Origin of the sequence: Sinorhizobium sojae CCBAU 05684 (assembly GCF_002288525.1) — a bacterium.
In the GTDB taxonomy this organism is placed as follows: Bacteria; Pseudomonadota; Alphaproteobacteria; order Rhizobiales; family Rhizobiaceae; genus Sinorhizobium; species Sinorhizobium sojae.
On sequence record NZ_CP023068.1, the window covers coordinates 289,177 to 310,589 of the forward strand.

General features: G+C 61.1%; 18 protein-coding genes and 3 pseudogenes. 20 read left to right on the top strand and 1 reads right to left on the bottom strand.

Annotation, left to right across the window (positions count from 1 at the left end):
- Positions 1-34 precede the first annotated feature (34 nt).
- The 4 genes from SJ05684_RS19025 (at position 35) to SJ05684_RS19040 (ending at position 4,131) form a co-directional block, all read left to right on the top strand.
- Positions 35-2,290, top strand: coding sequence for an ABC transporter permease (locus SJ05684_RS19025; protein ID WP_034854563.1), 2,256 nt, complete (start codon positions 35-37; stop codon positions 2,288-2,290).
- Positions 2,283-3,071 (top strand): ATP-binding cassette domain-containing protein, encoded by a 789-nt coding sequence (locus SJ05684_RS19030; RefSeq protein WP_034854562.1) that lies wholly within the window; start codon positions 2,283-2,285, stop codon positions 3,069-3,071. Before SJ05684_RS19025 ends, SJ05684_RS19030 begins: the two co-directional genes overlap by 8 nt.
- 137 nt (positions 3,072-3,208) lie before the next feature.
- The gene (locus SJ05684_RS19035) at positions 3,209-3,484 is read left to right on the top strand and encodes a hypothetical protein (protein WP_050979997.1); all 276 of its coding nucleotides are present in this window, start codon (positions 3,209-3,211) and stop codon (positions 3,482-3,484) included.
- A gap of 152 nt (positions 3,485-3,636) precedes the next feature.
- A complete protein-coding gene (locus SJ05684_RS19040) occupies positions 3,637-4,131 on the top strand; it encodes a methyl-accepting chemotaxis protein (RefSeq protein WP_280109800.1) in 495 nt (164 codons plus the stop codon).
- A gap of 204 nt (positions 4,132-4,335) precedes the next feature.
- On the opposite strand, the gene SJ05684_RS19045 is transcribed toward SJ05684_RS19040, so the two are convergent.
- On the bottom strand, positions 4,336-5,376 hold the full coding sequence (locus tag SJ05684_RS19045) for a LacI family DNA-binding transcriptional regulator (RefSeq protein ID WP_034854561.1): 1,041 nt from the start codon (positions 5,374-5,376) through the stop codon (positions 4,336-4,338).
- A 162-nt stretch (positions 5,377-5,538) separates the two neighbouring features.
- Here SJ05684_RS19045 and SJ05684_RS19050 point away from each other — a divergent pair, with 162 nt between their 5' ends.
- From SJ05684_RS19050 to SJ05684_RS19125, 16 genes and pseudogenes are all read left to right on the top strand, one after another.
- On the top strand, positions 5,539-6,513 hold the full coding sequence (locus tag SJ05684_RS19050) for a substrate-binding domain-containing protein (protein WP_034854559.1): 975 nt from the start codon (positions 5,539-5,541) through the stop codon (positions 6,511-6,513).
- Positions 6,514-6,635: 122 nt separating this feature from the next.
- Positions 6,636-7,640 (top strand): ABC transporter permease, encoded by a 1,005-nt coding sequence (locus SJ05684_RS19055; RefSeq protein WP_034854589.1) that lies wholly within the window; start codon positions 6,636-6,638, stop codon positions 7,638-7,640.
- Between the two features lie 10 nt (positions 7,641-7,650).
- Positions 7,651-8,439 carry an ATP-binding cassette domain-containing protein gene (locus SJ05684_RS19060; RefSeq protein ID WP_034854558.1) on the top strand — a complete coding sequence of 263 codons (789 nt, stop codon included), beginning with the start codon at positions 7,651-7,653 and terminating at the stop codon, positions 8,437-8,439.
- Between the two features lie 16 nt (positions 8,440-8,455).
- Positions 8,456-9,358, top strand: a complete 903-nt coding sequence (locus SJ05684_RS19065) for a sugar phosphate isomerase/epimerase family protein (RefSeq protein WP_095694317.1) — start codon at positions 8,456-8,458, stop codon at positions 9,356-9,358.
- Between the two features lie 133 nt (positions 9,359-9,491).
- Positions 9,492-10,664 (top strand): Gfo/Idh/MocA family protein, encoded by a 1,173-nt coding sequence (locus tag SJ05684_RS19070; protein WP_034854556.1) that lies wholly within the window; start codon positions 9,492-9,494, stop codon positions 10,662-10,664.
- Between the two features lie 59 nt (positions 10,665-10,723).
- Positions 10,724-11,665 (top strand): sugar phosphate isomerase/epimerase family protein, encoded by a 942-nt coding sequence (locus tag SJ05684_RS19075; protein WP_034854555.1) that lies wholly within the window; start codon positions 10,724-10,726, stop codon positions 11,663-11,665.
- A 50-nt stretch (positions 11,666-11,715) separates the two neighbouring features.
- A pseudogene (locus SJ05684_RS19080) lies at positions 11,716-12,596 on the top strand (sugar phosphate isomerase/epimerase family protein).
- Between the two features lie 67 nt (positions 12,597-12,663).
- A pseudogene (gene iolC, locus SJ05684_RS19085) lies at positions 12,664-13,560 on the top strand (5-dehydro-2-deoxygluconokinase); the annotation flags it as partial.
- 217 nt (positions 13,561-13,777) lie between these two features.
- Complete coding sequence (locus SJ05684_RS19090; protein ID WP_034854554.1) at positions 13,778-14,167, top strand: tautomerase family protein; 390 nt, start codon at positions 13,778-13,780, stop codon at positions 14,165-14,167.
- 31 nt (positions 14,168-14,198) lie between these two features.
- A pseudogene (locus SJ05684_RS19095) lies at positions 14,199-14,903 on the top strand (class II fructose-bisphosphate aldolase); the annotation flags it as partial.
- 380 nt (positions 14,904-15,283) lie between these two features.
- A complete protein-coding gene (locus SJ05684_RS19100) occupies positions 15,284-16,543 on the top strand; it encodes an ABC transporter substrate-binding protein (RefSeq protein ID WP_034854553.1) in 1,260 nt (419 codons plus the stop codon).
- A gap of 111 nt (positions 16,544-16,654) precedes the next feature.
- Positions 16,655-17,566: a carbohydrate ABC transporter permease gene (locus tag SJ05684_RS19105; RefSeq protein WP_034854587.1), complete on the top strand. Its 912-nt coding sequence runs from the start codon at positions 16,655-16,657 to the stop codon at positions 17,564-17,566.
- Positions 17,567-17,573: 7 nt separating this feature from the next.
- Positions 17,574-18,431 carry a carbohydrate ABC transporter permease gene (locus SJ05684_RS19110; protein WP_085939062.1) on the top strand — a complete coding sequence of 286 codons (858 nt, stop codon included), beginning with the start codon at positions 17,574-17,576 and terminating at the stop codon, positions 18,429-18,431.
- Between the two features lie 5 nt (positions 18,432-18,436).
- Entirely contained in the window at positions 18,437-19,498 is a 1,062-nt protein-coding gene (locus tag SJ05684_RS19115) for an ABC transporter ATP-binding protein (protein WP_034854551.1), read from the top strand.
- A gap of 112 nt (positions 19,499-19,610) precedes the next feature.
- Positions 19,611-20,336 (top strand): formylglycine-generating enzyme family protein, encoded by a 726-nt coding sequence (locus SJ05684_RS19120; protein ID WP_034854550.1) that lies wholly within the window; start codon positions 19,611-19,613, stop codon positions 20,334-20,336.
- On the top strand, positions 20,315-21,310 hold the full coding sequence (locus SJ05684_RS19125) for a ScyD/ScyE family protein (RefSeq protein ID WP_034854549.1): 996 nt from the start codon (positions 20,315-20,317) through the stop codon (positions 21,308-21,310). The genes SJ05684_RS19120 and SJ05684_RS19125 overlap by 22 nt, the downstream gene beginning before the upstream one ends.
- The last annotated feature ends 103 nt before the right edge of the window (positions 21,311-21,413 follow it).

A 21,413-nucleotide genomic window follows, 5' to 3' on the forward strand; every position in this document is an offset into this window, starting at 1 on the left:
GCATCGCGCGAGGAGCAACCGGGATGACGTCCACATGACCCCGACCAAGTCGGCATCGCTCGGCCGCGCCCCGTCTCAACTCGCCGGTGGCTGGGAGGCGGGGCTCATCGCCTTCCTCGTGCTGCTCTATCTCGCCGGTGCAATTGTCAATCCGGGCTTCTTCGGCTCGACAGAGGCGTTGCATGCGCTTCTGCGCGATACCTCCCGCGTCGGAATCATTGCCGTCGGCATGACCTTTGTCATTGCCAATAAGGACCTCGATCTTTCGGTCGGCTCCACTTACGGGCTGATCGCGGTCGTTTTCGCGCGCCTCTTCGCGTCGAATGCGCTGGATCTCGGGGTTGTCAGTACCGTCCTCCTCTGTCTGCTGCTGGGGGCCGCAATCGGGCTTGTCAATGGCGTGCTCGTCACGCTCCTGAAGGTGCCGGCCTTCATTGCGACGCTGACGATGCTCTTCATCGGTCGGGGCTTCGTGCTCGCGCTGACGCACGGGCAGGCGATCTACTATTCGGGCAAGGCCAGGGACTATCCGCTGTTCTTTCATCTGGGCGAAGCGAATGCCCTGGGTTTCAACAACCAGATCGCCGTTTTCGCCGTGGCCGCCACCATCGGGGCGCTCGTGCTCGCGAAGACCCGCTGGGGCTACGAGACCTTCGCAACCGGCGGCAACGAGCAGGCGGCCGTCTATGCGGGCATTCCCACGAACTGGGTGCGCGTGCGCGCCTACCTGATCTCGTCGCTTGCGGCGACCCTTGCCGCGCTGATGGCGGCCGCCCAGGACAAGGGCGCGACCCCGCTCTACGGGGTCAGCTGGGAATTGACCGTCATCGCGTCTGTCATCATCGGCGGCGCGTCGATCCTCGGCGGCCGCGGTCGGGTGATCGGTTCCTGCCTGGGTGCGGCGGTCGTCGTCCTGATCGACAAGGTGTTGCGCCAGGGATGGCCGATCACGCGAACCGTGGTCATCGACGGCGAGAGTATCGAAGTCGGTGCCCGATACACCCTGCCGGCGGGGGCAGTTCTCGTCTTTCTCGGCCTGCTGCTCATCATCGCCGTCCTGATCGAACCCTATCTCATCCGCCGCCAGGCCGCAGCCCGCTTCTGGGCCTGGCTCATGGGGCGCCGGCCGCCCGCAGCCCCGGAGGTCGGCGGCGTTGCCCTGGCCGGCGCGCAGACCAAAGGTGCGACGGCGAGCGAGATGGTTCCGTCGGCGAGCGGCTTCGGCAAGTTTTTTGCCCGCCGCGACGCGCTCGCGATCCTGCTCACGCTCGTCCTGTGGCTGGTCGGCCTGGCGCTCAGGCCAGACTATTGGTGGAATCTCTCCAACACGTTCGCGATCCTGCTCAACTATTCGGAGCTGGCGCTGATCACCATCGGGCTCACCTATGTGATCGCCGCCGGCGATATCGATCTCTCGGTCGGCGCGGTGCTGGCGCTTGCCGGCAGCACGGCGGCCTATTTCCTGAAGGTGCTCGGCGCCGATCCGATGACGGCAATCGCCATGGGGCTCCTTGCCGGCATGGCGGCAGGGCTCGTCAACGCGACGGTTACAATCGGCTTCAAGCTTCCTTCCTTCATCGCCACGCTCGGCATGTTCTACATGGCGCGCGGCCTTGCCGCCTGGTTCGTCGCCGGCCAGCAACTGACCGGCTGGACGGAGGCCTACAATCTCATTGGCCGCAAGGTGAACGACGTGCTCCTCTATTTCGGTCTGGTGCTGCCGCCCGGCATCCTGCGCACGGTCGCCCAGGTCGTCAGCATCCAGACCATCTGGATGTTCTTGGTCGCGGTCGTTGCCGGCGTCGTGCTGGCCTACACGCCGTTCGGGCTTAAGGTCTGCGCCACCGGGGGCAACCTGCGCGCCGCCGCCTATGCCGGTATCAACACCAATCGCGTCCGATTCCTCTCGCTCATGTTTGCGGCGCTCTGCGCAACCATGGCCGGTCTGATCAACATCGCCTATTTCCGCAGCTTCAACCCCGTCGCGGGTCAGTTTCGCGAGCTTGACGCCATCGCGTCCGTGATCATCGGTGGCGGCTCCATCTTCGGCGGTTTTGGCACCATGATCGGTTCGCTCGCGGGCGCCGCGGTGATCACGCTCGTCAGAGCGCTGCTGCAGCTCAACGTCCAGGGCTTCAGCATGCCGCAGCACTGGATCAACGTCTTTATCGGCGGCATCCTCATCATCGCCGTGCTGATCGACATATGGGTGCGTCAGGCCAATGTGTTCGGACGGCTGCGGACCAGGGTCGCGAGCGGCGCGCGAATAGGAGGAGGCGTCCATGGCTGACACGGCATTGCCCCAACCGATCGTCGAAATGCGCGGCATCGACAAGGCCTTCGGGGCCGTGCAGGCGTTGAGCGATGTCGACCTCGTTCTCTATCCCGGAGAGATCCTCGGCCTCGTCGGCGACAACTCCGCCGGCAAGTCGACGCTCATGAAAATTCTCACCGGCGCCTATCAGCGCGACGCCGGCGAAGTCCGGGTGGCAGGCGAAACCGTGCATTTCAGGAGCCCGCACGAGAGCCGCGACGCCGGCATCGAGATGATCTACCAGGACTTCGCTCTCTGCGGAAACATGGATGTCGGCCAGAACATATTTCTCGGCCGCTGGCCGCTGAAGGGGCCCTTCGTCGACAGAAGGAGGATGTATTCCGAAGCGGGCCGCGTGCTGAAGAGGCTGAAGGTCGACGTCAATTCGGTCTACCAGAAGGTCGAAAGCCTCTCGGGGGGACGTCAGCAATCGGTCGCGATCGCCCGCGCCATTTCCTTCGAGCCCCGCGTCGTGATCCTCGACGAGCCGACCGCAAATCTGTCGGCAATGGCGACGGAGCGGCTGCTCGAGACCATGCTCGAATTGAAGAGGCAGGGCGTTGCCCAGATCATCATTTCCCATCGCCTCGTCGATATCTTCGCCGTCGGCGATCGCGTCATGGTGCTGAAGCGCGGCGAATATGTGGGCGACCGCTATATCAGGAATACCGACGAGCATGAGGTACTGGAGATCATCGTATCCGGTACCCGTGAGACGGCGCTCAGCGCGGAGCAGGCCATAGAGGGGCGATTCTAGTGGTCAAAATCTGACGCTTGGTACCGGAGCCGTAGGCCCGCTCCGGGTGGGAAGCAGTCCCTCAATGCGATGAGCACGAATGACCGCGATGCGGACGAAGCTGACATTTTATGCGGCGCGGAGATGAGATAGGCATCATGGCCAAGGACCGTTCGGTTCTGCGCGCCAACGCCTTGGAAAAAGTCCGCCTTGAACATCAGGCGGAAATCGATCGCAGGAACAATGAAGCCGAACGCGACAGGAGCGATCAGGAGAAGGCTCTCCAAGCAAGTAGGCAGCAGCGGGCAGTCAATATCCTTGCGGACGGCCTCGGCCGGCTCGCGACTGGCGACATCTCAACCGATATAAATGAACCTTTCGGTGCGGAACTCGACCGGCTAGGAAACGGTTGCCGGCGACCTCTTGCAACGTAGGGAGCAGCAAGCTGTTTCTCTTGAGGAAGCTGCCGCGGCACTGGAGGAGATCACGAAAACGGTAAGGTCTTCCTCTGAGGGCGCCGAAGAAGCAGGCGAAGTCGCTGCCAAGACCTCGAATGCGACGGCGCGATCCATGCAGGTCGTAAACAGTGCCATCTCTGCCATGGGCAACATCGACCGGTCATGCAAAAATCGGTCAGATTATTTCCGTGATGGAGGACATTGCTTTCCAGAGGAATCTGCTCGCTCTCAACGCAGGCGTGGAAGCCGCCCGTGTGGAGGAGGCAGGTAAGGGCTTCGATGTCGTCGCTCAGGAGGTCAGAGAACTCGCCGCCAAGTCGGCCACCGCTGCCAAGGAAATCACTGCGCTGATCAATACCTCCTCGAATGCGGCGGTCCATTCGGGTGTCTCACTGGTCACCGAAACCGGTGCCACGCTCTCAGAGATCGAGCAGTTCGTCGCCGACATGTATCAGCGGGTCAGCGCCATCGCGGGTACCTCCAAAGAACAGCACGCGAACCTCTCGTCGATCAGCGCGTCAGTCAATTCCATGGACCAGATGACGCAGCAGAATGCTGCGATGGTTGAACAGACATCGGCCGCCACCGCATCGCTGTCGAACGACAGCCAAACTCTTGCATAAAGGATTCTCAAGCTTCAAGCTCGGCCGATGGAAGGAAGATGGTTTGGGAGGGTCCTTAGCAGCAGCATAAACAGGTAACCAAGGCTCAGTTGCGTACCGTCAACGGATGTCTGCCGCGGTGCTTCCTGGGGAAGGAGAATTAGATGAGCACCATCTCGCGCAACAGTCGACGTCTCCGCGACTGTTCAGAAGTGTCGCCCGTCCTCAGGTCCAGATGCTTTCAGGCGTAAGTATCTCGAACGGGACGATCCGCTGTTCAACCGACGTTGTATCCTTGCGCTCAATCTGGCGCAGCATGACATCGATCAATTCTTGCGGCATCTTCTCAAGTGGATGGCACAGTGACGCGGTTATGAGTCCTTCCGTCAGGCCTCTGCGCGTTTCTGGTCCGATGTCGCTACAGACAATACGAATCTCGCCTAGGCGTTCCGGCGGGCGTTCGCGCATAGCGCGCAGAACCCCGGAAATGCCGCCTCCATTGACGAAAATACCCCTGAGGTCCGGCTCCTCTGCGATCAATTTGCGGACGATCGCATAAGCGTTCTCCGGTTCCTCATGGGTCAAAAAGGTGTCAGTCACGTGAAACTCCCGTGCGTGTTCCCGCATGTAGGATCGAAAGCTTGCATCTGAGATATCCTGACACTGATAACGATTGCTTCCCATGAGCGGGATGACTTTGCCGGGTTCGCTTGCCGTCTGGCTGATGAACCAAGCGGCTGTGCGGCCCCGTTTCCAGTTGTCAGTACCGACAAACCCGGCGCGGCTCGCCGCCGATAGATCCGTGACATATGCAATGACCGGAACGCCGCGAGAGCGGAGCTCATCAATCGCCTGGCTGACCACTGGATGGTCTGCGGTAATCACCGCAATGGCATCGGTGGACTCGCCCATCTTCAGCAGATTGGTAGCGACGGCCTCCGGAGAGAGGTCATCCTCGAAGACGACCTCTGCCTCGACGACGACATCCGCCCGTCGCGATGAGGCGGAAACGATCGCGTCTGCCCACATCTTATAGAGCGGCCTATGCGACTGCTGCATGAGAAAACCAAGCTTTCGATGCGTTAGATTTTCTCGTTTGCGTTCACGCAGGGCTCCAAGACCGTAAAAACCGATTTCATCTGCTGCAGCCAGAATGCGTTCAATCGTGTCAGGTCTGACGGTGCCTGTGCCATGCAGGAGCCTGTTGACTGTAGAAACGCTCACGCCTGCGGTCTGGGCGAGTTCACCTATCGTGGGCTTGCTCATTGGTTGTCGGCTCGCTCCTGTTTCATTTATGAAATGCCATTCTTGGCAGAAAATTCATCCCTCGAATTATTATCGTTTTATATGGGCATTTCAAGCGCTACAAATCATGGCGCATTAGTTGATGCATTATCGCGAAGGCATGATGCAAATGGGAGGAGAGACATGAAACGAATGAAGCGCATTGCCGCCGCACTTCTTGCGACATCCACAATCATGATTGGCGCGAGTTCCGTCGAGGCCGCAAATATTGCCGTGGTCGGCGGCAAGAACGACGACGCGTTCTGGAACATCATCAAAAAAGGTCTGGATGACGCGCGCCTGGTCGTCGAAGCGAACGGCGGTTCGGTGAACTATCTGCGCCTCCAGACCTACGACAATTTTGCTCCAGACGTTGTCCAGCTCATCCGGACAGCGATCAGCCAGGGTGTCGATGGTCTCGTGATCCCCAATTGGGTTCCGGAAGCCGAGGACCCGGCGATTAAGGATGCGATCAAGGCGGGGATCACCGTGATTCTGATGAACGCCGGCGGGCAGGACAAGGCTATCGAGCTCGGTGCGATCAACTATGTCGGATCCGACGAATATATCGCGGGCAAGGCGGGCGGCGAGTACTTCGCCACGAAGGGCAAGAAGAACGTCATCTGCGTCAACACGGTTCCGGGCGCCGCCAATCTGGAGGCGCGTTGCAAGGGTGTGATCGACGGTATCACCGCAAAGGGTGGTTCAGCGAAGCAGCTGCCGCTGCCGGCGACCAGCTTCGGCGATCCGACCGCTGTTGCGGAAGCCATCAAGGCGACCTTGCTCGAGGATGCCAACGTTGATGGCTTGATCACCATCTCGGCCGGTGACGCGGATTCTGCGGCAATCGGTATCACCCAGGCTGGCAAGACGGAATCGGTCATGCTCGGCACTTTTGATCTCAATCAGTCCGGTCTTGACCGTATCAAGGGTGGCACACAGGGCTTTGCTATCGATCAACAGCCTTATCTGCAGTCGCTCTTGGCCGTCACGCTGCTGGCCTCAGCTATCGACTTCGGTACCGATCTGCCGACGGCGCCGGTTTTGACTGGCCCCGGCATTGTTGATGCGTCGAACATCGATGCAACGCTGGCCGGTGTCCAGAAAGGCGCTCGCTGAACAATCGGGAAATTAGCCTCCGGCCCGCGGCAATTCGCGCGGGCCGCTTGGGCGATGGTCGACGCGGTGCGATGCTTCGGCTCCTCCGCGCGTGCGTTGACGCCAAATATGGGGAATATCTGATGAACAATCTCTCGATCGGTAATCTGCTGCGCCGTCCCGAGGCGGGAGCGCTTCTCGGTCTTGTCGCGGTGCTGGTTTTCTTCGTCATCTTCGGCAGCGCCAACTTCCTGCAGCCGGCAGGCACGGCCAGCTGGCTGAACGTTGCCGCCAACCTCGGCATCGTCGCGATCCCCGTGGGTCTGCTGATGATTGCCGGGGAGCTCGATATTTCCATTGGCGCGACGATCCCGGCTGGTGCTCTGGCCGTGGCGATCATTTCCGGCCATTTTGACCTGCCGATCTGGTTGGGCATTCTCGGCGCGCTCGGTTTGGGGCTGGGGATCGGCTTGATCAACGGCATTTTGGTCGTCCGTACCGCCGTTCCATCCCTGATCGTGACGCTCGGTACGCTCTTCGCAGTGCAGGGGCTTGCCCTCGCCTCCTCGGTGCTCATGACCGGCTCCACCAGTGTCGCGCTGAGCCCCGCCGAATCTGGTCCGCTGGCCAAGGCGCTGTTCGGCGAGTTCATCGGCGGCAGCTTTCAGGTCATCATCTTCTGGTGGCTCGCTTTGACGGTTGTCTACATCTTTTACATCCACTTCTCGCCCTTTGGGAACTGGATCTTCGCCATGGGCGGCGACAAGGTGAGCGCCCGAAATGCCGGCATTCCGACGCGCAGGCTGACGATCGTGCTGTTCGTGCTTTCCTCGATGAGTGCTGCCTTTGTCGGGGTGTGCCAGGCCATACTGTTCAATGTAGCCCAGGTTTCGGCCGGTATGACCTTCATCTTCAACTCGATCATCTCGGTCGTTGTCGGGGGTGTGCTCTTGACCGGCGGATTCGGATCGATCGTCGGCATCTTCTTCGGCACGATTACCTTCGCCATCGTTAACCAGGGCATCTACTTCACGAATTTCGACCGCAACTGGTCGAGCCTGATCATCGGCATCATGCTGCTGCTGGCGGTGCTGATGAACAACACCTTCCGCAACATGGCGCTGTCCTACAGGCCGAAGAAGAAGTGAGGGGTGTGCAATGACGACTCCAATTCTGGAACTGCGTAACGTCAACAAGTCCTTCGGTCCGATCGACGTTTTGCATGACATTTCACTCAAGGTCCATGCAGGGGAGGTGCTTTGCCTTCTGGGTGACAACGGCGCGGGGAAATCGACGCTGATCAAGACGCTAGCGGGTGTGCACAAGCCGACATCGGGCACCATCCTGATGGACGGCAAGGAGGTCGAATTCGCCGGCCCGCGCGAAGCGCAGGAGATGGGTATCTCTACCGTTCACCAGTTCGGCGGCACCTTCCCGTTGATGTCGATCGGCCGATCCTTCTTCGTTGGTGTCGAGCCGACCAAGGGCTGGGGACCATTCAAGATCTACGACCGCAAGACGGCCAATGCGATCGCGATCAAAGCAGTGCAGGACTTCGGCATTACCCGAATCGACGACGGTGACAGGCTAATCGGCGGGCTGTCGGGCGGTGAACGGCAGTCGCTGGCGATTGCCCGGGCCGTGCATTTCGGCGCCCGCGTGCTGATCCTTGACGAACCCACCGCGGCTCTGGGGGTAAAGCAGGCATCGCACGTGCTGCGCATTGTGCTCGAAGCCAAGAAGCGCGGGCTGGCCGTGATTTTCATTACCCATCAGGTAATGCACGCGATGGCGGTCGGCGATCACTTCGCGGTGCTGATCCGAGGAGCTCTCGCCGCCAATTTCATGAAGGGTGAGAAGAGTCGCGAAGAGATTACCGATCTGATGGCAGGTGGCGAGGCGATGGCCGAACTCGAATCCGCAATCGCTGCCCATACTGCAAATTGACACAGGAGTTTAGTCAATGAAGATCGCCCTCGACCCCTTCATGCACCGCCATCTGAGCCTTGAGGAGCTGCCCTTCAAAGTGAAGGAGCTCGGCTACGATTGGATCGAACTGTCGCCGCGGGGGGGTTTCCTTGAATGGTTCAAGGCGCCGCGCGTGTTCCCTGACCGGATCAAGTCTTTCAAACGCGCGCTGAAGGATGCGGGTGTCGGTGTCGCCTCGCTTCTGCCGATGTATCGCTGGGCCTCGAACGATGAGGCCGAGCGCCAGGCTGCGGTCAAGCACTGGAAACGCGCCATTGAGATCGCCGTGGAAATGGAAGTGGACGTGATGAACTCCGAGTTCGGGCGAGGCCCACACCCGGACAAGGGCTCATGCTATTGCTGCCATACCGGCAGCATGATCGAGGCCTGCGAGGATGCCTGGTGGCGCTCGATGGAAGAGCTGGTGCCGGTCTTTGAAAAGGAAGGCATCACCCTGCACGTCGAACCGCACCCCGAAGACTGGTGTGAGACACTGCAGCCGGCGGTAGATATCATCCGCACGGTGAATTCGAAGAACGTCAAGTTCCTCTATTGCGCGCCGCACACCTTCTATTTCGGTGACGATACGAAGGCCATGCTGCGCGAATGCGCTGATGTGCTGGCCCACGTTCACGTCGGCGACACCTTCAACCACAAGGCCAGTTCGGGGTTGCGCTACATCCTGAACCCGCCTGGCACCCAAGCTCGGGTCCATCAGCACCTGAACATCGGTCAGGGCGAAGTGCCGTGGGATGATTTCTTCGGCACGCTGGCCAAAGTGGGGTTTGACGGGATCATGACGGCCTGCGTCTTCGCCTGGGAGGACAAGGCCGACGAGTCCGGGCGCTTCATGCGCTCCGAGATGCAGCATTACGTGGACCAGTACTGGAAGAAATAAGGCCCAACGGGCTGAAGAAGCCTGCATGAACTAGGGCGCGGACACTTCAACAAAAGAGTTACGCGGGCGGCGGGGTTCCCGCCGCAGGGGCGGAGCTTTGCTTAACCGGCACGGTGCCGGAGGAGAAACAAGCATGATAAACGGAGAAAGAACCATAACTCGCCCCTTGCGCTGGGGCATGGTCGGCGGCGGCCGCACCGGCCAGGTGGGCTACAAGCACCGGACGGGTGCACTCAGGGACGGCACTTACCGGCTGCTTGCTGGTGCATTCGATCTCGATGCAGAGCGCGGGCGCGATTTCGGCACCAAACTGGGAGTGGCCGAGGACCGCTGCTATGCGACTTATCAGGAACTGGTCGCCAAAGAGACGGCACGTGAGGACGGCGTGGAGGTCGTCTCGATCGCTACGCCGAACTTCACCCATTACGAGATCACCAAGGCCTGCCTCGAGGCGGGGCTGCACGTGATCTGCGAAAAGCCGCTGTTCTTCACGGTGGCGGAATGCGAGGAGGTCGAAAGGCTTGCCGCGGAAAAGGGCCTGATCGTGGGTGTGACCTACGGCTTCACCGGCCACCCGCTGGTTCACCAGATGGCCGCCATGGTCAAGAAAGGCATGCTCGGCGATATTCGCATCGTCGACATGCAATACACCCACGGCTTCAACTCCGGCGACGATGTGGGAGCAGGCGAGGCCGTCAAATGGCGCACCAACCCCAAGACTGCCGGTCCGACTTTCGTTCTCGGCGATATCGGCACGCATCTCTATTACCTGTCCGAGATCGTCCTGCCGCACATGAAGATCGAGAAGCTGCTCTGCGACCGCAAGGCGTTCATCCCTACCCGGGCGCCGCTTGAAGATCATGCCACGGTGCTCATGCACTACGACAACGGGGCACGTGGCCGTCTCTGGGTTTCGTCCGTGGACGCGGGGAACATGGGCAGCCAGCGCTACCGTTTTGTTGGCTCCAAGGCCTCTGTCGAGTGGTCCGACAGCCGTCCCGATCAGCTGATCTACGAAGTGCAGGGCGAGCCGAACCGAACCCTGCATCACGGTATGCCCTATCTCGAGGAGGAAAGCCTCGCCGTCGATCGCATGGGCGCGCTGCATACCGAAGGCCTCGGTGACAGCTGGGCCAATATCTATCTGTGGATCGCGCAAGCGATCGACGCGAAGAACCGCGGCGACGAAGCCTTCCTGAAGACCCACCACTATCCGGGCATCAAGGCCGGCACGGAAGGTGTCCGCTGGCTGGAGAACTGCGTTCGCTCGGCCGACGCGGGCTCCGCCTGGGTCGATTTCCAATAAGTTCCTCCCCAACTGGGGCGCACCCGAAGTGCGCCCCCTTTTTTTGGACAGAGACAAACATGAAACTTTCAATCTGCACCGATGTGATGGGCGACCTCTCCTTCACGGAAATGCTCGACAAATGCGTCAAACTCGGCGTCGAAGGCATCGAAATGACTGGCGGCGGCTGGTCGCGCGCGCCGCATTTCCGCGCCGATGAGCTCCTGGCCGACAGGGGGCTCCTGAGGTCCAAGCTCACGGAAATCGAAGCGCGCGGCTTGGAGATCGCGGCTCTCAACTGCTCGGCCAATCCACTTGATCCGGGCGATATGGGCAAGCGTCACCGCAAGGAGATGGAGCAGACCATCCGTCTCGCCGGCGAGATCGGCGTGAAAACCATCGTGACGATGTCCGGTCTTCCGGAAGCGGCACCGGGCGACATGGTGCCCAACTGGCTCGTCTACACCAAGAGCTGGCCCGACGAGATGCCTGAGCGCGATCGCTACCAGTGGGAAGACCGTGCCTTCCCACTGTGGCACGAACTGGTGAAGCTGGCCAAGGAGGCCGGCGTGGAAAAATACGCGCTCGAAAACTTCTCGGCCATGCTCGTATGGAATCCCGAGACGCTTTTCCGTCTGCGCAACGAAGTCGGCCCGATGGTCGGCATGAACCTCGATCCCTCGCATCTGATGTGGATGGGCGCCGATCCGATCGCCTCCGCTCGCGCGCTTGGCAACGCGATCCACCATTGCCACGGCAAGGACACCCGCATCGAGCGGGGACTTGCGGACGTGAACGGCCTTCTCGAACTGAAGGATGTGACCGACGTCGCGAACCGGAGCTGGAACTATGTCGCCGTCGGGGCGGGCCGTGATCTGCAGTGGTGGAAGGAGTTCTTCTCGGTCGTGCGCATGTGCGGTTACAACGGCTGGGTCAGCCTCGAGATGGAAGATTTCACCATGTCTACGGAGGCCGGCATCCAGTCCTCCATCGACGCACTCCATGCGACCATCAGCCGCTGATCTTGACCCGGGCCGCCCGGCGCGACCCGGCCAGCGCGCGCGAGGAAGAGATGAGCAACCCGATCACCATTACGACGGCCCCCTGTTGCTGGGGTGTCGATGACGTGAAAAACCCCCACTTGCCGCATTGGGAAAAAGTGTTGGACGAGGCGAAGGCAGCCGGCTTCGGGGGGCTCGAGCCGGGGCCTTACGGCTATCTGCCGCTGGATCTGAGGCTTGTCTCCGAGGCGCTGAACAAGCGGGGCCTCAAGATCGTGGCGGGCACGATCTTTGACGATCTGGTCAGCCCCGGCAACCGTGAAAATCTTGTGCGCCAGACCGACGAGATCTGCGCACTGATCACCAAATTGCCCAAGCCGGAAACACATCCCGGCCAGCGGTTCGAGGCGCCTTACCTGACGGTGATGGACTGGGGCCATGACGAGCGCGATTATGCTGCCGGCCACTCGGACCGCGCGCCGCGTCTCGATGCCGAGGCCTGGGCCGGGATGATCGGCAATATACGGGCAATTGCTGAATTTGCCCGCGACAATATGGCGTGCGCGCGACCATCCACCCCCATGCCGGAGGCTATATCGAATTCGCCGACGAGCTTGCTCGTGTCGTCGAGGATATCCCTGCCGATCTTGCGGGCCTGTGCCTTGATACCGGGCACATGGACTATTCCGGCATGGACCCTGTGGCTACGCTGCGCCGCTACTGGGATCGCCTCGATTACATCCACTTCAAGGACATCGACGAAGCGGTTTACGGCCAGGTCATGGACGAGCGCATCCGGTTCTTCGATGCCCGCGCCAAGGGCGTCATGTGCCCGATCGGACGCGGCCGGATCGACTATGCGTCCGTGCGCGCCCTGCTCACCGAGCTTGGCTATGGCGGTTACATCACCATCGAACAGGAACGCGATCCGCGCAATACCGGCAGCATCTAGGATGATCTGGCCGCAAGCCGGTCCTTTTTGACACGGGCCGGTTTCTGACGCGCAAGGAGATTTTGAAATGAAAACGCTCGACATGATCACCATCGGCCGGTCCTCGGTTGATCTCTATGGCGCGCAAGTTGGCGGGCGCCTGGAGGATATGGGATCGTTCGACAAGTACATCGGCGGCTCGCCCACCAATATTGCCTGCGGTGCGGCCCGGCTGGGCCTGAAGTCCGGTCTCATTACTCGGGTGGGGGACGAGCATATGGGGCGCTTCATCCGGGAGCAGCTCGTCCGCGAGGGCGTGGATGTGGGCGGGGTGGTGACTGACCCCGAGCGCCTGACGGCCCTCGTGCTTCTCGGTATCCGCGACCAGGAGCAATTCCCGCTGATCTTCTATCGCGAAAACTGCGCCGACATGGCCCTGAGCGAGAACGACATCGACGAGAACTACATCTCTTCGGCGCGGGCGGTCGTCGTGACCGGTACTCATCTCTCCCATCCGCGTACCGAGGTGGCGGTCCTGAAAGCGCTGGACCTTGCCCGCAAGCACGGTGTTCGTACGGCACTCGACATCGATTATCGCCCTAATCTATGGGGCGTCGCCGGCCATGGCGAGGGCGAGAGCCGCTTTGTGAAAAGCGCGAAAGTGACAGAGAAGCTGCAATCGAGCTTGCATCTGTTCGATCTGATCGTCGGCACCGAAGAAGAATTCCATACCGCCGGCGGCACGACCGACACGCTCGAAGCCTTGCGCGCCGTGCGCAGCGTTTCCGGCGCAACGCTGATCTGTAAGCGCGGCGCAGCAGGCGCTGTCGCTTTCGAGGGAGCCATCCCGGCCTGCCTGGACGAGGGGCAGACGGGCCCGGGTTTCCCGATCGAAGTGTTCAATGTGCTAGGCGCCGGCGACGGTTTCTTCGCCGGCCTTCCGAAGGGCTGGCTCGAAGATTCGGACTGGCCGACGGCACTGCGGCGGCTGGGGCTCAGCGAGGTCTATCCGTTCAATGAGTGGTCGGAGGAGCGGGCGAATGCCGTTCCACGAGCCCATCAATTGCAGGGAGCCTTACGCTCGCGCGACATGTTGCCAGCTCATTCGAATTCATCGACGCCTCCCTGAGGTCACGACGGGCATGACCAGCCACAAGGCTAGTGCCTCCATCGACAGTCTCGTCCCAACGGAGAAGCTATCCATGCCGATCTTGAAATTTCATCTTTACCAAAGCCGTTCTCCCAAGGAGATCGATTATCTTCTCGATGTCGCCCATGATGTTATGGTCCAGACATTCGATGTGCCTACCGCGGACCGCTATCAGATCGTCAACGAACATGCGCCCTTGAACATGCGAGCCCTGGACACAGGTCTCGGCATTCCTCGGACCAACAAGTTCGTCTTGCTGGAGGTGGTATCGCGTCCGAGGGGCAAAGCCGCAAAAGTGGCATTCTATGAGAATCTCTGTGCGGCTCTCCAAGAGAAATGCGGCATCGCGGCGTCGGACGTGATGATCTCATTCACGGAGAATACCGATGAAGATTGGTCTTTCGGACACGGCAGGGCGCAATTTCTGACGGGCGAACTTTAAGTTTCTCTCTTGAACCAGGCGGGAAAACACGATGGCATTGATCACATTGCGGCAACTGCTCGACCACGCGGCGGAGAACAATTATGCGCTGCCAGCCTTCAATGTAAACAATCTCGATATATTCAGGCCGTCATGCGAGCCGCCGACGCGACCGACTCTCCGGTGATCCTGAGTGCCGGCGACAAGGAGGACGGCCACGGTTTCGAAGGCAAGCTTTCCCGCGAGGAACTGCTGACGGATCCCGACCAGCCCTCGACTTCGTCTCCAAGACGGGCGTCGATGCTCTTGCCGTCGCGATCGGCACGAGCCACGGCGCCTACAAGTTCACGCGCGAGCCTGACGGCGAGATCCTGTCGATCGAGACGATCGCCAAGATCAACAAGCGGCTGCCGAACACCCACCTCGTCATGCATGGCTCGTCCTCCGTGCCGGCCGATCTGCAGGAGCTCTTCAATGCCTATGGCGGCAAGATGAAGAAGACCTGGGGCGTGCCGGTCGCGGAAATCCAGAAGGCCATTCCGCTCGGCGTCCGCAAGGTCAACATCGACACGGACCTCCGCCTCGCCTTCACCGACGAGATTCGTAAACATCACCTCGGACATCCGGACAATTTCGATCCGCGCAACTACCTGAAGCCGGCCATCGCCCATATGACCGAGGTCTGCAAAGAGCGCTTCGAGGCGGACAGGCATCGAAAATCCGGGTTCTGAGGCTTCCGGAAATGGCCCAGAACTACCTGAGCGCGGTCTGGGAACGGCGGCTCTTGGGCCTGCACCGGAAGTCCCGGTCGACATCAACGAGTGGCAGCAATGGGTCGGAACAGGTAATCCGCATCGGACACCAAGCGTCAGATTTTTACCATTAGCCTCGGGAGGGGGTGCATTTCCATCGCCAGCACCAATAAGGCAAACGCTGATAAGAGCACTCTAAATTGTGCAGACAATGTGATAAATTGGCGTGGAGCAACGTCGGCTTGAGGAGAAGCCCGTGGTCTACCGGCCCGTGACAGGGGCCGGTTCTCTCACGTACGTTGCCTCAGCGTCTCCGCCAGGCCGGATCGCGCGGGATCACGATGTGAAGTGATCCTGCGAAGGTGCTCGGATTGGGAGGTACATCATGCTGCGAAAAATGTGTCTTGCGCTGGCGGTCGCCACATCGGCGCTGGCGGTCAACGCATCGGCCTGGGCCGACATCACGATCCTCGTGCCTTCGGGCAGTGAAGGCGACGGGTTGAGGGCCGCGGCAGCCGACTATGCAAAATTGAAGAATACGAGAGTCGAGATCGTCCAAGCACCCTATGCGAACGTCTTCGAACAGGGCGCCAACGCCGGGGCGACGCGGTCCGGAGTGTTCGACATCATTCTGATGGACGATCCGTGGATTCCGTTCTTTGCTGAGAATGGGCATCTCGAGGATCTGACGAGCTATTTCAAAAATGCCGGCGTCGAAGGGCCGGACGACGATTTCCTGTCGAAGTCGCTGGCGATCTGCCGCAACCCTTATAATGAGGGCCCTTATGTCTGCCTGCCCTATGTCGGCAACGCGCAGATGTTCTTCTATGACGCCGCCAAGTTCAAGGAGGTCGGAGTCGAGTCACCTGAAACCTGGGATGACGTGCTGAAGGCGGCCGCGGCCCTGACCGAACAGGGAGACGGGCGGTACTACGGCTATGTCTTCCGAGGCGGCCAAGGCAACCCCGTCGTTGCCGATTTCATGCCGATCTTCTGGTCCTATGGCGCGAAGATGTTCAACGACGATCGCACGAAGGTGACGATCGATACGCCCGAAGGCGCCGAGGGCATGAAGATGTTCATGTCGCTGCGCGACGTCTCTCCGAAGGGCGTCGAAAGCTACAATGCCAACGAAGTCGGCACGGCGATGGCCGCCGGAACCGCGGCATCTTCGATCAACTGGCCGAACTGGGTCGCGACCTTCGAGGATCCGAGCCAGTCGAGAATGGTGGGCAAGATTTCCTATGGCCCCATACCGGACGGCACGGAGCCCGGCAGTTCCGAAATCGGCCATTGGACGATGGGCATCATGTCGGCTGCCAAAAACAAGCAGGAGGCCTTCGACTTCATGTTGTGGGCGACTTCGCCCGAGCAGATCAAGATTTCGGCCGAGCGCGGCAATCCTCCGGTCAGGCGGTCGGTCTTCACCGATCCGGAGCTAACCCAGCAGGAGAGGTTCCGCCATTATCCGGTGCTGATGGAGGCGATCGAGGCCTCGACGCCACGGCCGCGCCATCCGAAGTGGCCCGAGATCGAGAATGCCTTCGGAATCGAGCTCTCCAAGGCCGTCGCAGGCACCATCGCCCCGGAAGAGGCGCTGAAGAACTCACAGGCCGCGGTCGAACAGATCACTGGTCTCAACTAGGCGGCGCCCGATGTCGGACGAGGCCCCAGGCCGCGTTTGCCACGGCCGCGCTGGAGGTTCCCCGCGCGGTCGTCGCTCTCCGGCTATGGGCCCGCCGGAGGATCAATGCCGATGAAAGGCAAATCTGCCGCCTCGCTCGCAATCGGAGGTGGGCTCGAGCGTTGGGCGGAACGCCGCCTGCGCTACCTAATGCTGGCGCCGGCGGTCCTCATCCTTCTTGCGCTGACGATCTTTCCAAGCCTCTACATGTTCTATGCGGCTGTCCACCGGATCAGTCCAAATCCCGATCTGCCCTGGCAGTTCGTCGGCGCAGCCAATTTTGCCCGTCTTTTTTCCGACGGCCAGTTCCAGGCGGCTCTACGCAATACCGCAATCTTCACGGTCGTGGCGGTCTCGGTCGAGTTCCTGCTCGGTCTCGGCCTGGCGCTGCTCCTTGACAAATATATCCGGCGGATGACCTTCCTGAAGACGGTGCTGATGATCCCGATGATGCTCCCGCCGATCGCCGTGGCGATTACCTGGAAGCTCATCTATGAGCCGCAATTCGGCGTGCTGAACGAGATCATGTACCGCCTCGGCCTTCCGCCCCAGGCCTGGGCAGGCGATGTCGACCTGGCGATGTTCTCGATTATCGTCGCCGATGTCTGGCAGTGGACCCCCTTTATCTTCCTTCTGATGCTGGCAGGGCTCGCGAGCCTGCCAGTGGAACCGTACGAGGCGGCCGAGCTCGACGGCGCCTCGTCCTGGCGGCAGTTCTGGGACCTTACCATTCCTTTCCTGAAGCCGGTTATTGCCATTGCGCTGCTCCTGCGCGTCATGGATGCGCTGCGGCTGTTCGACCTGGTCTTCATCCTGACGGGAGGCGGTCCGGCGGACCGAACCAAGGTGCTGAGTCTCTACATCTATCAGGTCGCCTACCGTTTCGCCGATCCCGGCTATGCGGCGGCGATATCGCTCTTCGTGCTGTTCGTGACGATCGTCCTCAGCACCTGGTTCATGAAACGCATGCGACTGGTGGAGTGAGATGGCGATGAGGTTCAAAACGCGCAGCCGCAGCCGTGAGACGCTACTTCGCCTTGCCGCCTACGGGACGATTCTCATTGCCCTGGTCCTGACGCTTTTTCCCGTCTATTGGATCGCCGCGAACTCGTTCAAATTCGATATCGACATCTTCGCCGTGCCGCCTGAATGGGTGCCGCGCAATCCGACGCTCAAGCATTACGAACAGGCCTTCATCGAGCGCCCATTCCTGCGCTATGCGCTGAACAGCTTCCTCGTCGCGGTGGGCACGACCGTAATATCCGTGACCTTCGGCACCATGGCGGGCTACGCACTCGCACGGTTCACCTATCCCTGGCAATGGCGCAAGCATGTTTCCTTCTGGATCCTGTCGACGCGCATGATGCCGCCAATCGTCAGCATCATTCCGCTTTATCTCTTCTTCAACTATTTCGACCTGCTCAACACCAAGGCGGCGCTGATCATCGCCTATACGGCCTTCAACCTGCCCTTTGCGACCTGGATGATGAAGAGTTATTTCCAGGACCTTCCGGTAGAACTCGAAGAGGCGGCGATCGTCGATGGCGACACGCGCTGGGGCGCGTTCCTGCACGTGGCCCTGCCGCTCGCGCGGCCCGGCCTCGCGGCGACCGCCATCTTCTGCCTGATCATCTCCTGGAACGAATTCCTGTTGGCACTGATCATCACGCTCACCGAGCAATCGCAGACGTTGCCGATCGGCATTGCCGGACGTGTGACGCAATACACGACCTATTGGGGCGAGATCAGCGCTGCCGGTTTCATGGCCTGCGTGCCGATCGTCATTTTCGCCTTCATCGTGCAGAAGCACCTCGTCCGGGGCCTTTCCCTCGGCGCCCTCAAGGGTTGAGACACATGGCTTCCGTCAGGTTCGAGAACGTGACCAAAAAGTTCGGCGACTTCGTCGCCGTCGCCAATTTCAACCTCGAGATAAAAGACAAGGAATTTCTCGTGCTGCTCGGGCCGTCCGGCTGCGGCAAGACGACGACGATGCGGATGGTGGCTGGCCTCGAAGAGCCGACATCCGGCGACATCTACATCGACGCCGACCGCATCAACGACGTGCTGCCGAAGTACCGCGACGTCGCAATGGTCTTCCAGTCCTACGCGCTCTACCCACACCTGACGGTCGAGGACAATATCGGCTATCCGTTGAAGATCCGCAAAGTGCCGCCGGACGAATACAAGCGCCGCATTGTCGAAGTGGCGCGCCGCGTCGAGCTCGACACCATGCTCAAACGCCTGCCCAAAGAACTCTCGGGCGGCCAGCGCCAACGCGTAGCGCTTGCCCGCGCCATAGTGCGCACGCCGCGCGTCTTTCTGATGGACGAGCCGCTCTCCAATCTTGACGCGAAGCTGCGCACCCAGATGCGCGCGGAACTGAAGCACCTGCAGCACGAACTGCAGGTAACGACGATCTACGTCACGCACGATCAGATCGAGGCAATGACGCTTGCCCACCGCGTCGCGGTCATGAACAGAGGCGTCATCGAACAGCTTGGGACGCCGAGGGAGATCTATAGCGATCCGCGCACGCTGTTCGTCGCCGGCTTCATCGGGTCGCCGGCGATGAACCTCGTTTCCGGGGAGGTGAGGGGTGGCGTCTTCGCACGCGCAGGCTTGAGGGTTGGGGGGGCCGGCCGCTTTGATGTCCGGCGCGCGGTGTTGGGCGCGCGTCCCGAAGACATCCAGGTGACGAGCGCCGAGGACCCGGACGTCAACCTGGTCGCGCCGATCTATTCGGTGGAACTCACCGGCGAGAATACGCTTGTCAGCCTGCAACTCGGCGGCGAGCTCATCACCCTGCGCGCCGATAAGAATTTCGCCGGCCAGATCGACCAGCCCGTGGGCGTCAAAATTGCCACGGACCGTATGTTCCTGTTCGACGCGGAGACGGAGCGGCGTGTGTATTTCTAGGCCGATTGCGGACAGGCAGGGCAGAGGGGTGTATCGCCGTGCACGCCGCGGCACTTGGCGCTACTTGGATGGATGCCGGGACAAGGGCAGGCCGGCGGTAGTCGCTCTCCTCATGGTGTCCAGTGCGCTCGCCGGTGATCTCGATCCAATCGCCGGAAATCCGCTCATCGAGATTCCGGCCGGTCGCTTCGTCTTCGGCCGTGATGACGGTCCGGAGAACGAGCGTCCCCGCCGCATCCTCGAGGGTCGGGGTTTCGCCATCAATCGCACTGAGATCACCAATCGGCAATATGAGCGCTTCGTTGCGGCGACCGGACATCGTCCTGCCTTCTACGCCGACCATCCGCTGCTTGGTCTCGCCGACCGGCCGGTCGTCGGCGTCAGTTGGGGCGACGCCGACGCCTTTTGCCGGCACCACGGCCTGGCGCTGCCTTCCGAGCAGCAATACGAGCGCGCCGCGCGCGGAACGGCGGGGAGGTCCTTTCCCTGGGGCGAGACACCGCCTGACGAGATGCGCGCGAATGCCGGCAGTGAAGTCTGTTGTGCGGGCGACGATCGCGACGGCTACCTGATGACCGCGCCGTCGGAGGCATTAGCCGCTGGCGCCAGCGAGGAGGGCGTACTCAACCTCATCGGCAATGTCTGGGAATGGACGGGCGACATCTACCGGCCTTATGAAGGGACATCCGTTGTTGGCGGCGGGCGCTATCGCGTGCTTCGCGGCGGCGCCTGGAACAGCGATGCAGAACACCTCACGACCACGTATCGTCTCGCTTACGATCCCGACTTCCGTTTCGCAGCCAATGGCGGTTTCCGATGCGTGCGTTCGTTGCCCTGATCGCCGCCGCCTGGCTGTTGTTTCCGGCGGCCTCGATTGCCGGGCCATCGGCCGCGGCCGGCCATCGGCTTGAGACAGTTCACGTGCCGGGCGCGGCGTTTGGCGGCCTTGCCCGCGATGGCGACGCGCTGCTCGTGACCGATCTGGCGAGCGGCCGCCTGCTTCGTCGCGGCGCGGAAGGCGGCTTCGTCGCCTTCGGTCCGGTATTGCCGCACGGACTGGACGTGATCGGCGATCCGACCGGACCCTATCGTGTCCTGCGCCATAGCGACGGGTTCGTGGTGGCCCAGGGGTGGACGCCGGTCAAATCCGGCGAAAGCCCCTTGGATCATAGCCTGATATTTCTCGACGCCGCGGGAAGGACGCGGGTCATCAGCAATGAATTCTGGAATCCATTCGATCTCGTCACGACGGAGAGTGGCTTCTATGTGGTCGATGCGGCCCGCAACAGTGTCGAGCATGTCGCGCTCGACGGCGCGAAAAGAGGAGTCGCCACCTTTCGCCGATTGGCTCAAGGGCCAAGCGCAATGCAGAGCCTTTCGCCGACGGAGTTCCGGGCGAACGGCGAGTACGAGGTCGATGCCGTGCCGACCGGCATCGCCCTTCGCAAGGGGCGCCTCTATGTCGCGCTCTTCGGCGGCTTCCCGTTCCTGCCGGGCGCCGGACGAGTCGTCTCATTGCCGATATCGGGCGGCGATCCGGAACTGCGGCTCGAGGCCGACGACCTTAATGCCCCGGTAGCGATTGCCTTCGACGGGGCCGGGGCCATGCTGGTGCTTGAACACGGAGGCTACGATCAGAAAGAGGGCTTCCGGCAGGAAAGCGGCCGGTTGCTGAAGCTCGACCCGAAGACGGGCGAAAGAAACGTCGTCGTCCAAGGGCTGACGCGGCCGGTCTCCGTCCTTCTGTGGGATGCGGGCGAGATCGTGATTTCCGATCTCTCCGGCAATCTTCATTTCTTGCGGCGCGAATAGGAGTCGCTCGCCTACTGCATGTCTTTCTTAACTCGACCTCGACTTTAGGACAAAGACAGGCAGCGATTTTAAAGTGCTACAGCGACCTTTGCGCGTCTGAAAA

Coding starts and splice junctions, on each gene's coding strand:
- SJ05684_RS19125 (WP_034854549.1), top strand. CDS start 20,315: ATGCGTGCGTTCGTTGCCCTGATCGCCGCCGCCTGGCTGTTGTTTCCG.
- SJ05684_RS19055 (WP_034854589.1), top strand. CDS start 6,636: ATGAACAATCTCTCGATCGGTAATCTGCTGCGCCGTCCCGAGGCGGGA.
- SJ05684_RS19070 (WP_034854556.1), top strand. CDS start 9,492: ATGATAAACGGAGAAAGAACCATAACTCGCCCCTTGCGCTGGGGCATG.
- SJ05684_RS19075 (WP_034854555.1), top strand. CDS start 10,724: ATGAAACTTTCAATCTGCACCGATGTGATGGGCGACCTCTCCTTCACG.
- SJ05684_RS19105 (WP_034854587.1), top strand. CDS start 16,655: ATGAAAGGCAAATCTGCCGCCTCGCTCGCAATCGGAGGTGGGCTCGAG.
- SJ05684_RS19065 (WP_095694317.1), top strand. CDS start 8,456: ATGAAGATCGCCCTCGACCCCTTCATGCACCGCCATCTGAGCCTTGAG.
- SJ05684_RS19060 (WP_034854558.1), top strand. CDS start 7,651: ATGACGACTCCAATTCTGGAACTGCGTAACGTCAACAAGTCCTTCGGT.
- SJ05684_RS19050 (WP_034854559.1), top strand. CDS start 5,539: ATGAAACGAATGAAGCGCATTGCCGCCGCACTTCTTGCGACATCCACA.
- SJ05684_RS19100 (WP_034854553.1), top strand. CDS start 15,284: ATGCTGCGAAAAATGTGTCTTGCGCTGGCGGTCGCCACATCGGCGCTG.
- SJ05684_RS19025 (WP_034854563.1), top strand. CDS start 35: ATGACCCCGACCAAGTCGGCATCGCTCGGCCGCGCCCCGTCTCAACTC.
- SJ05684_RS19035 (WP_050979997.1), top strand. CDS start 3,209: ATGGCCAAGGACCGTTCGGTTCTGCGCGCCAACGCCTTGGAAAAAGTC.
- SJ05684_RS19110 (WP_085939062.1), top strand. CDS start 17,574: ATGAGGTTCAAAACGCGCAGCCGCAGCCGTGAGACGCTACTTCGCCTT.
- SJ05684_RS19120 (WP_034854550.1), top strand. CDS start 19,611: ATGGTGTCCAGTGCGCTCGCCGGTGATCTCGATCCAATCGCCGGAAAT.
- SJ05684_RS19115 (WP_034854551.1), top strand. CDS start 18,437: ATGGCTTCCGTCAGGTTCGAGAACGTGACCAAAAAGTTCGGCGACTTC.
- SJ05684_RS19090 (WP_034854554.1), top strand. CDS start 13,778: ATGCCGATCTTGAAATTTCATCTTTACCAAAGCCGTTCTCCCAAGGAG.
- SJ05684_RS19030 (WP_034854562.1), top strand. CDS start 2,283: ATGGCTGACACGGCATTGCCCCAACCGATCGTCGAAATGCGCGGCATC.
- SJ05684_RS19045 (WP_034854561.1), bottom strand. CDS start 5,376: ATGAGCAAGCCCACGATAGGTGAACTCGCCCAGACCGCAGGCGTGAGC.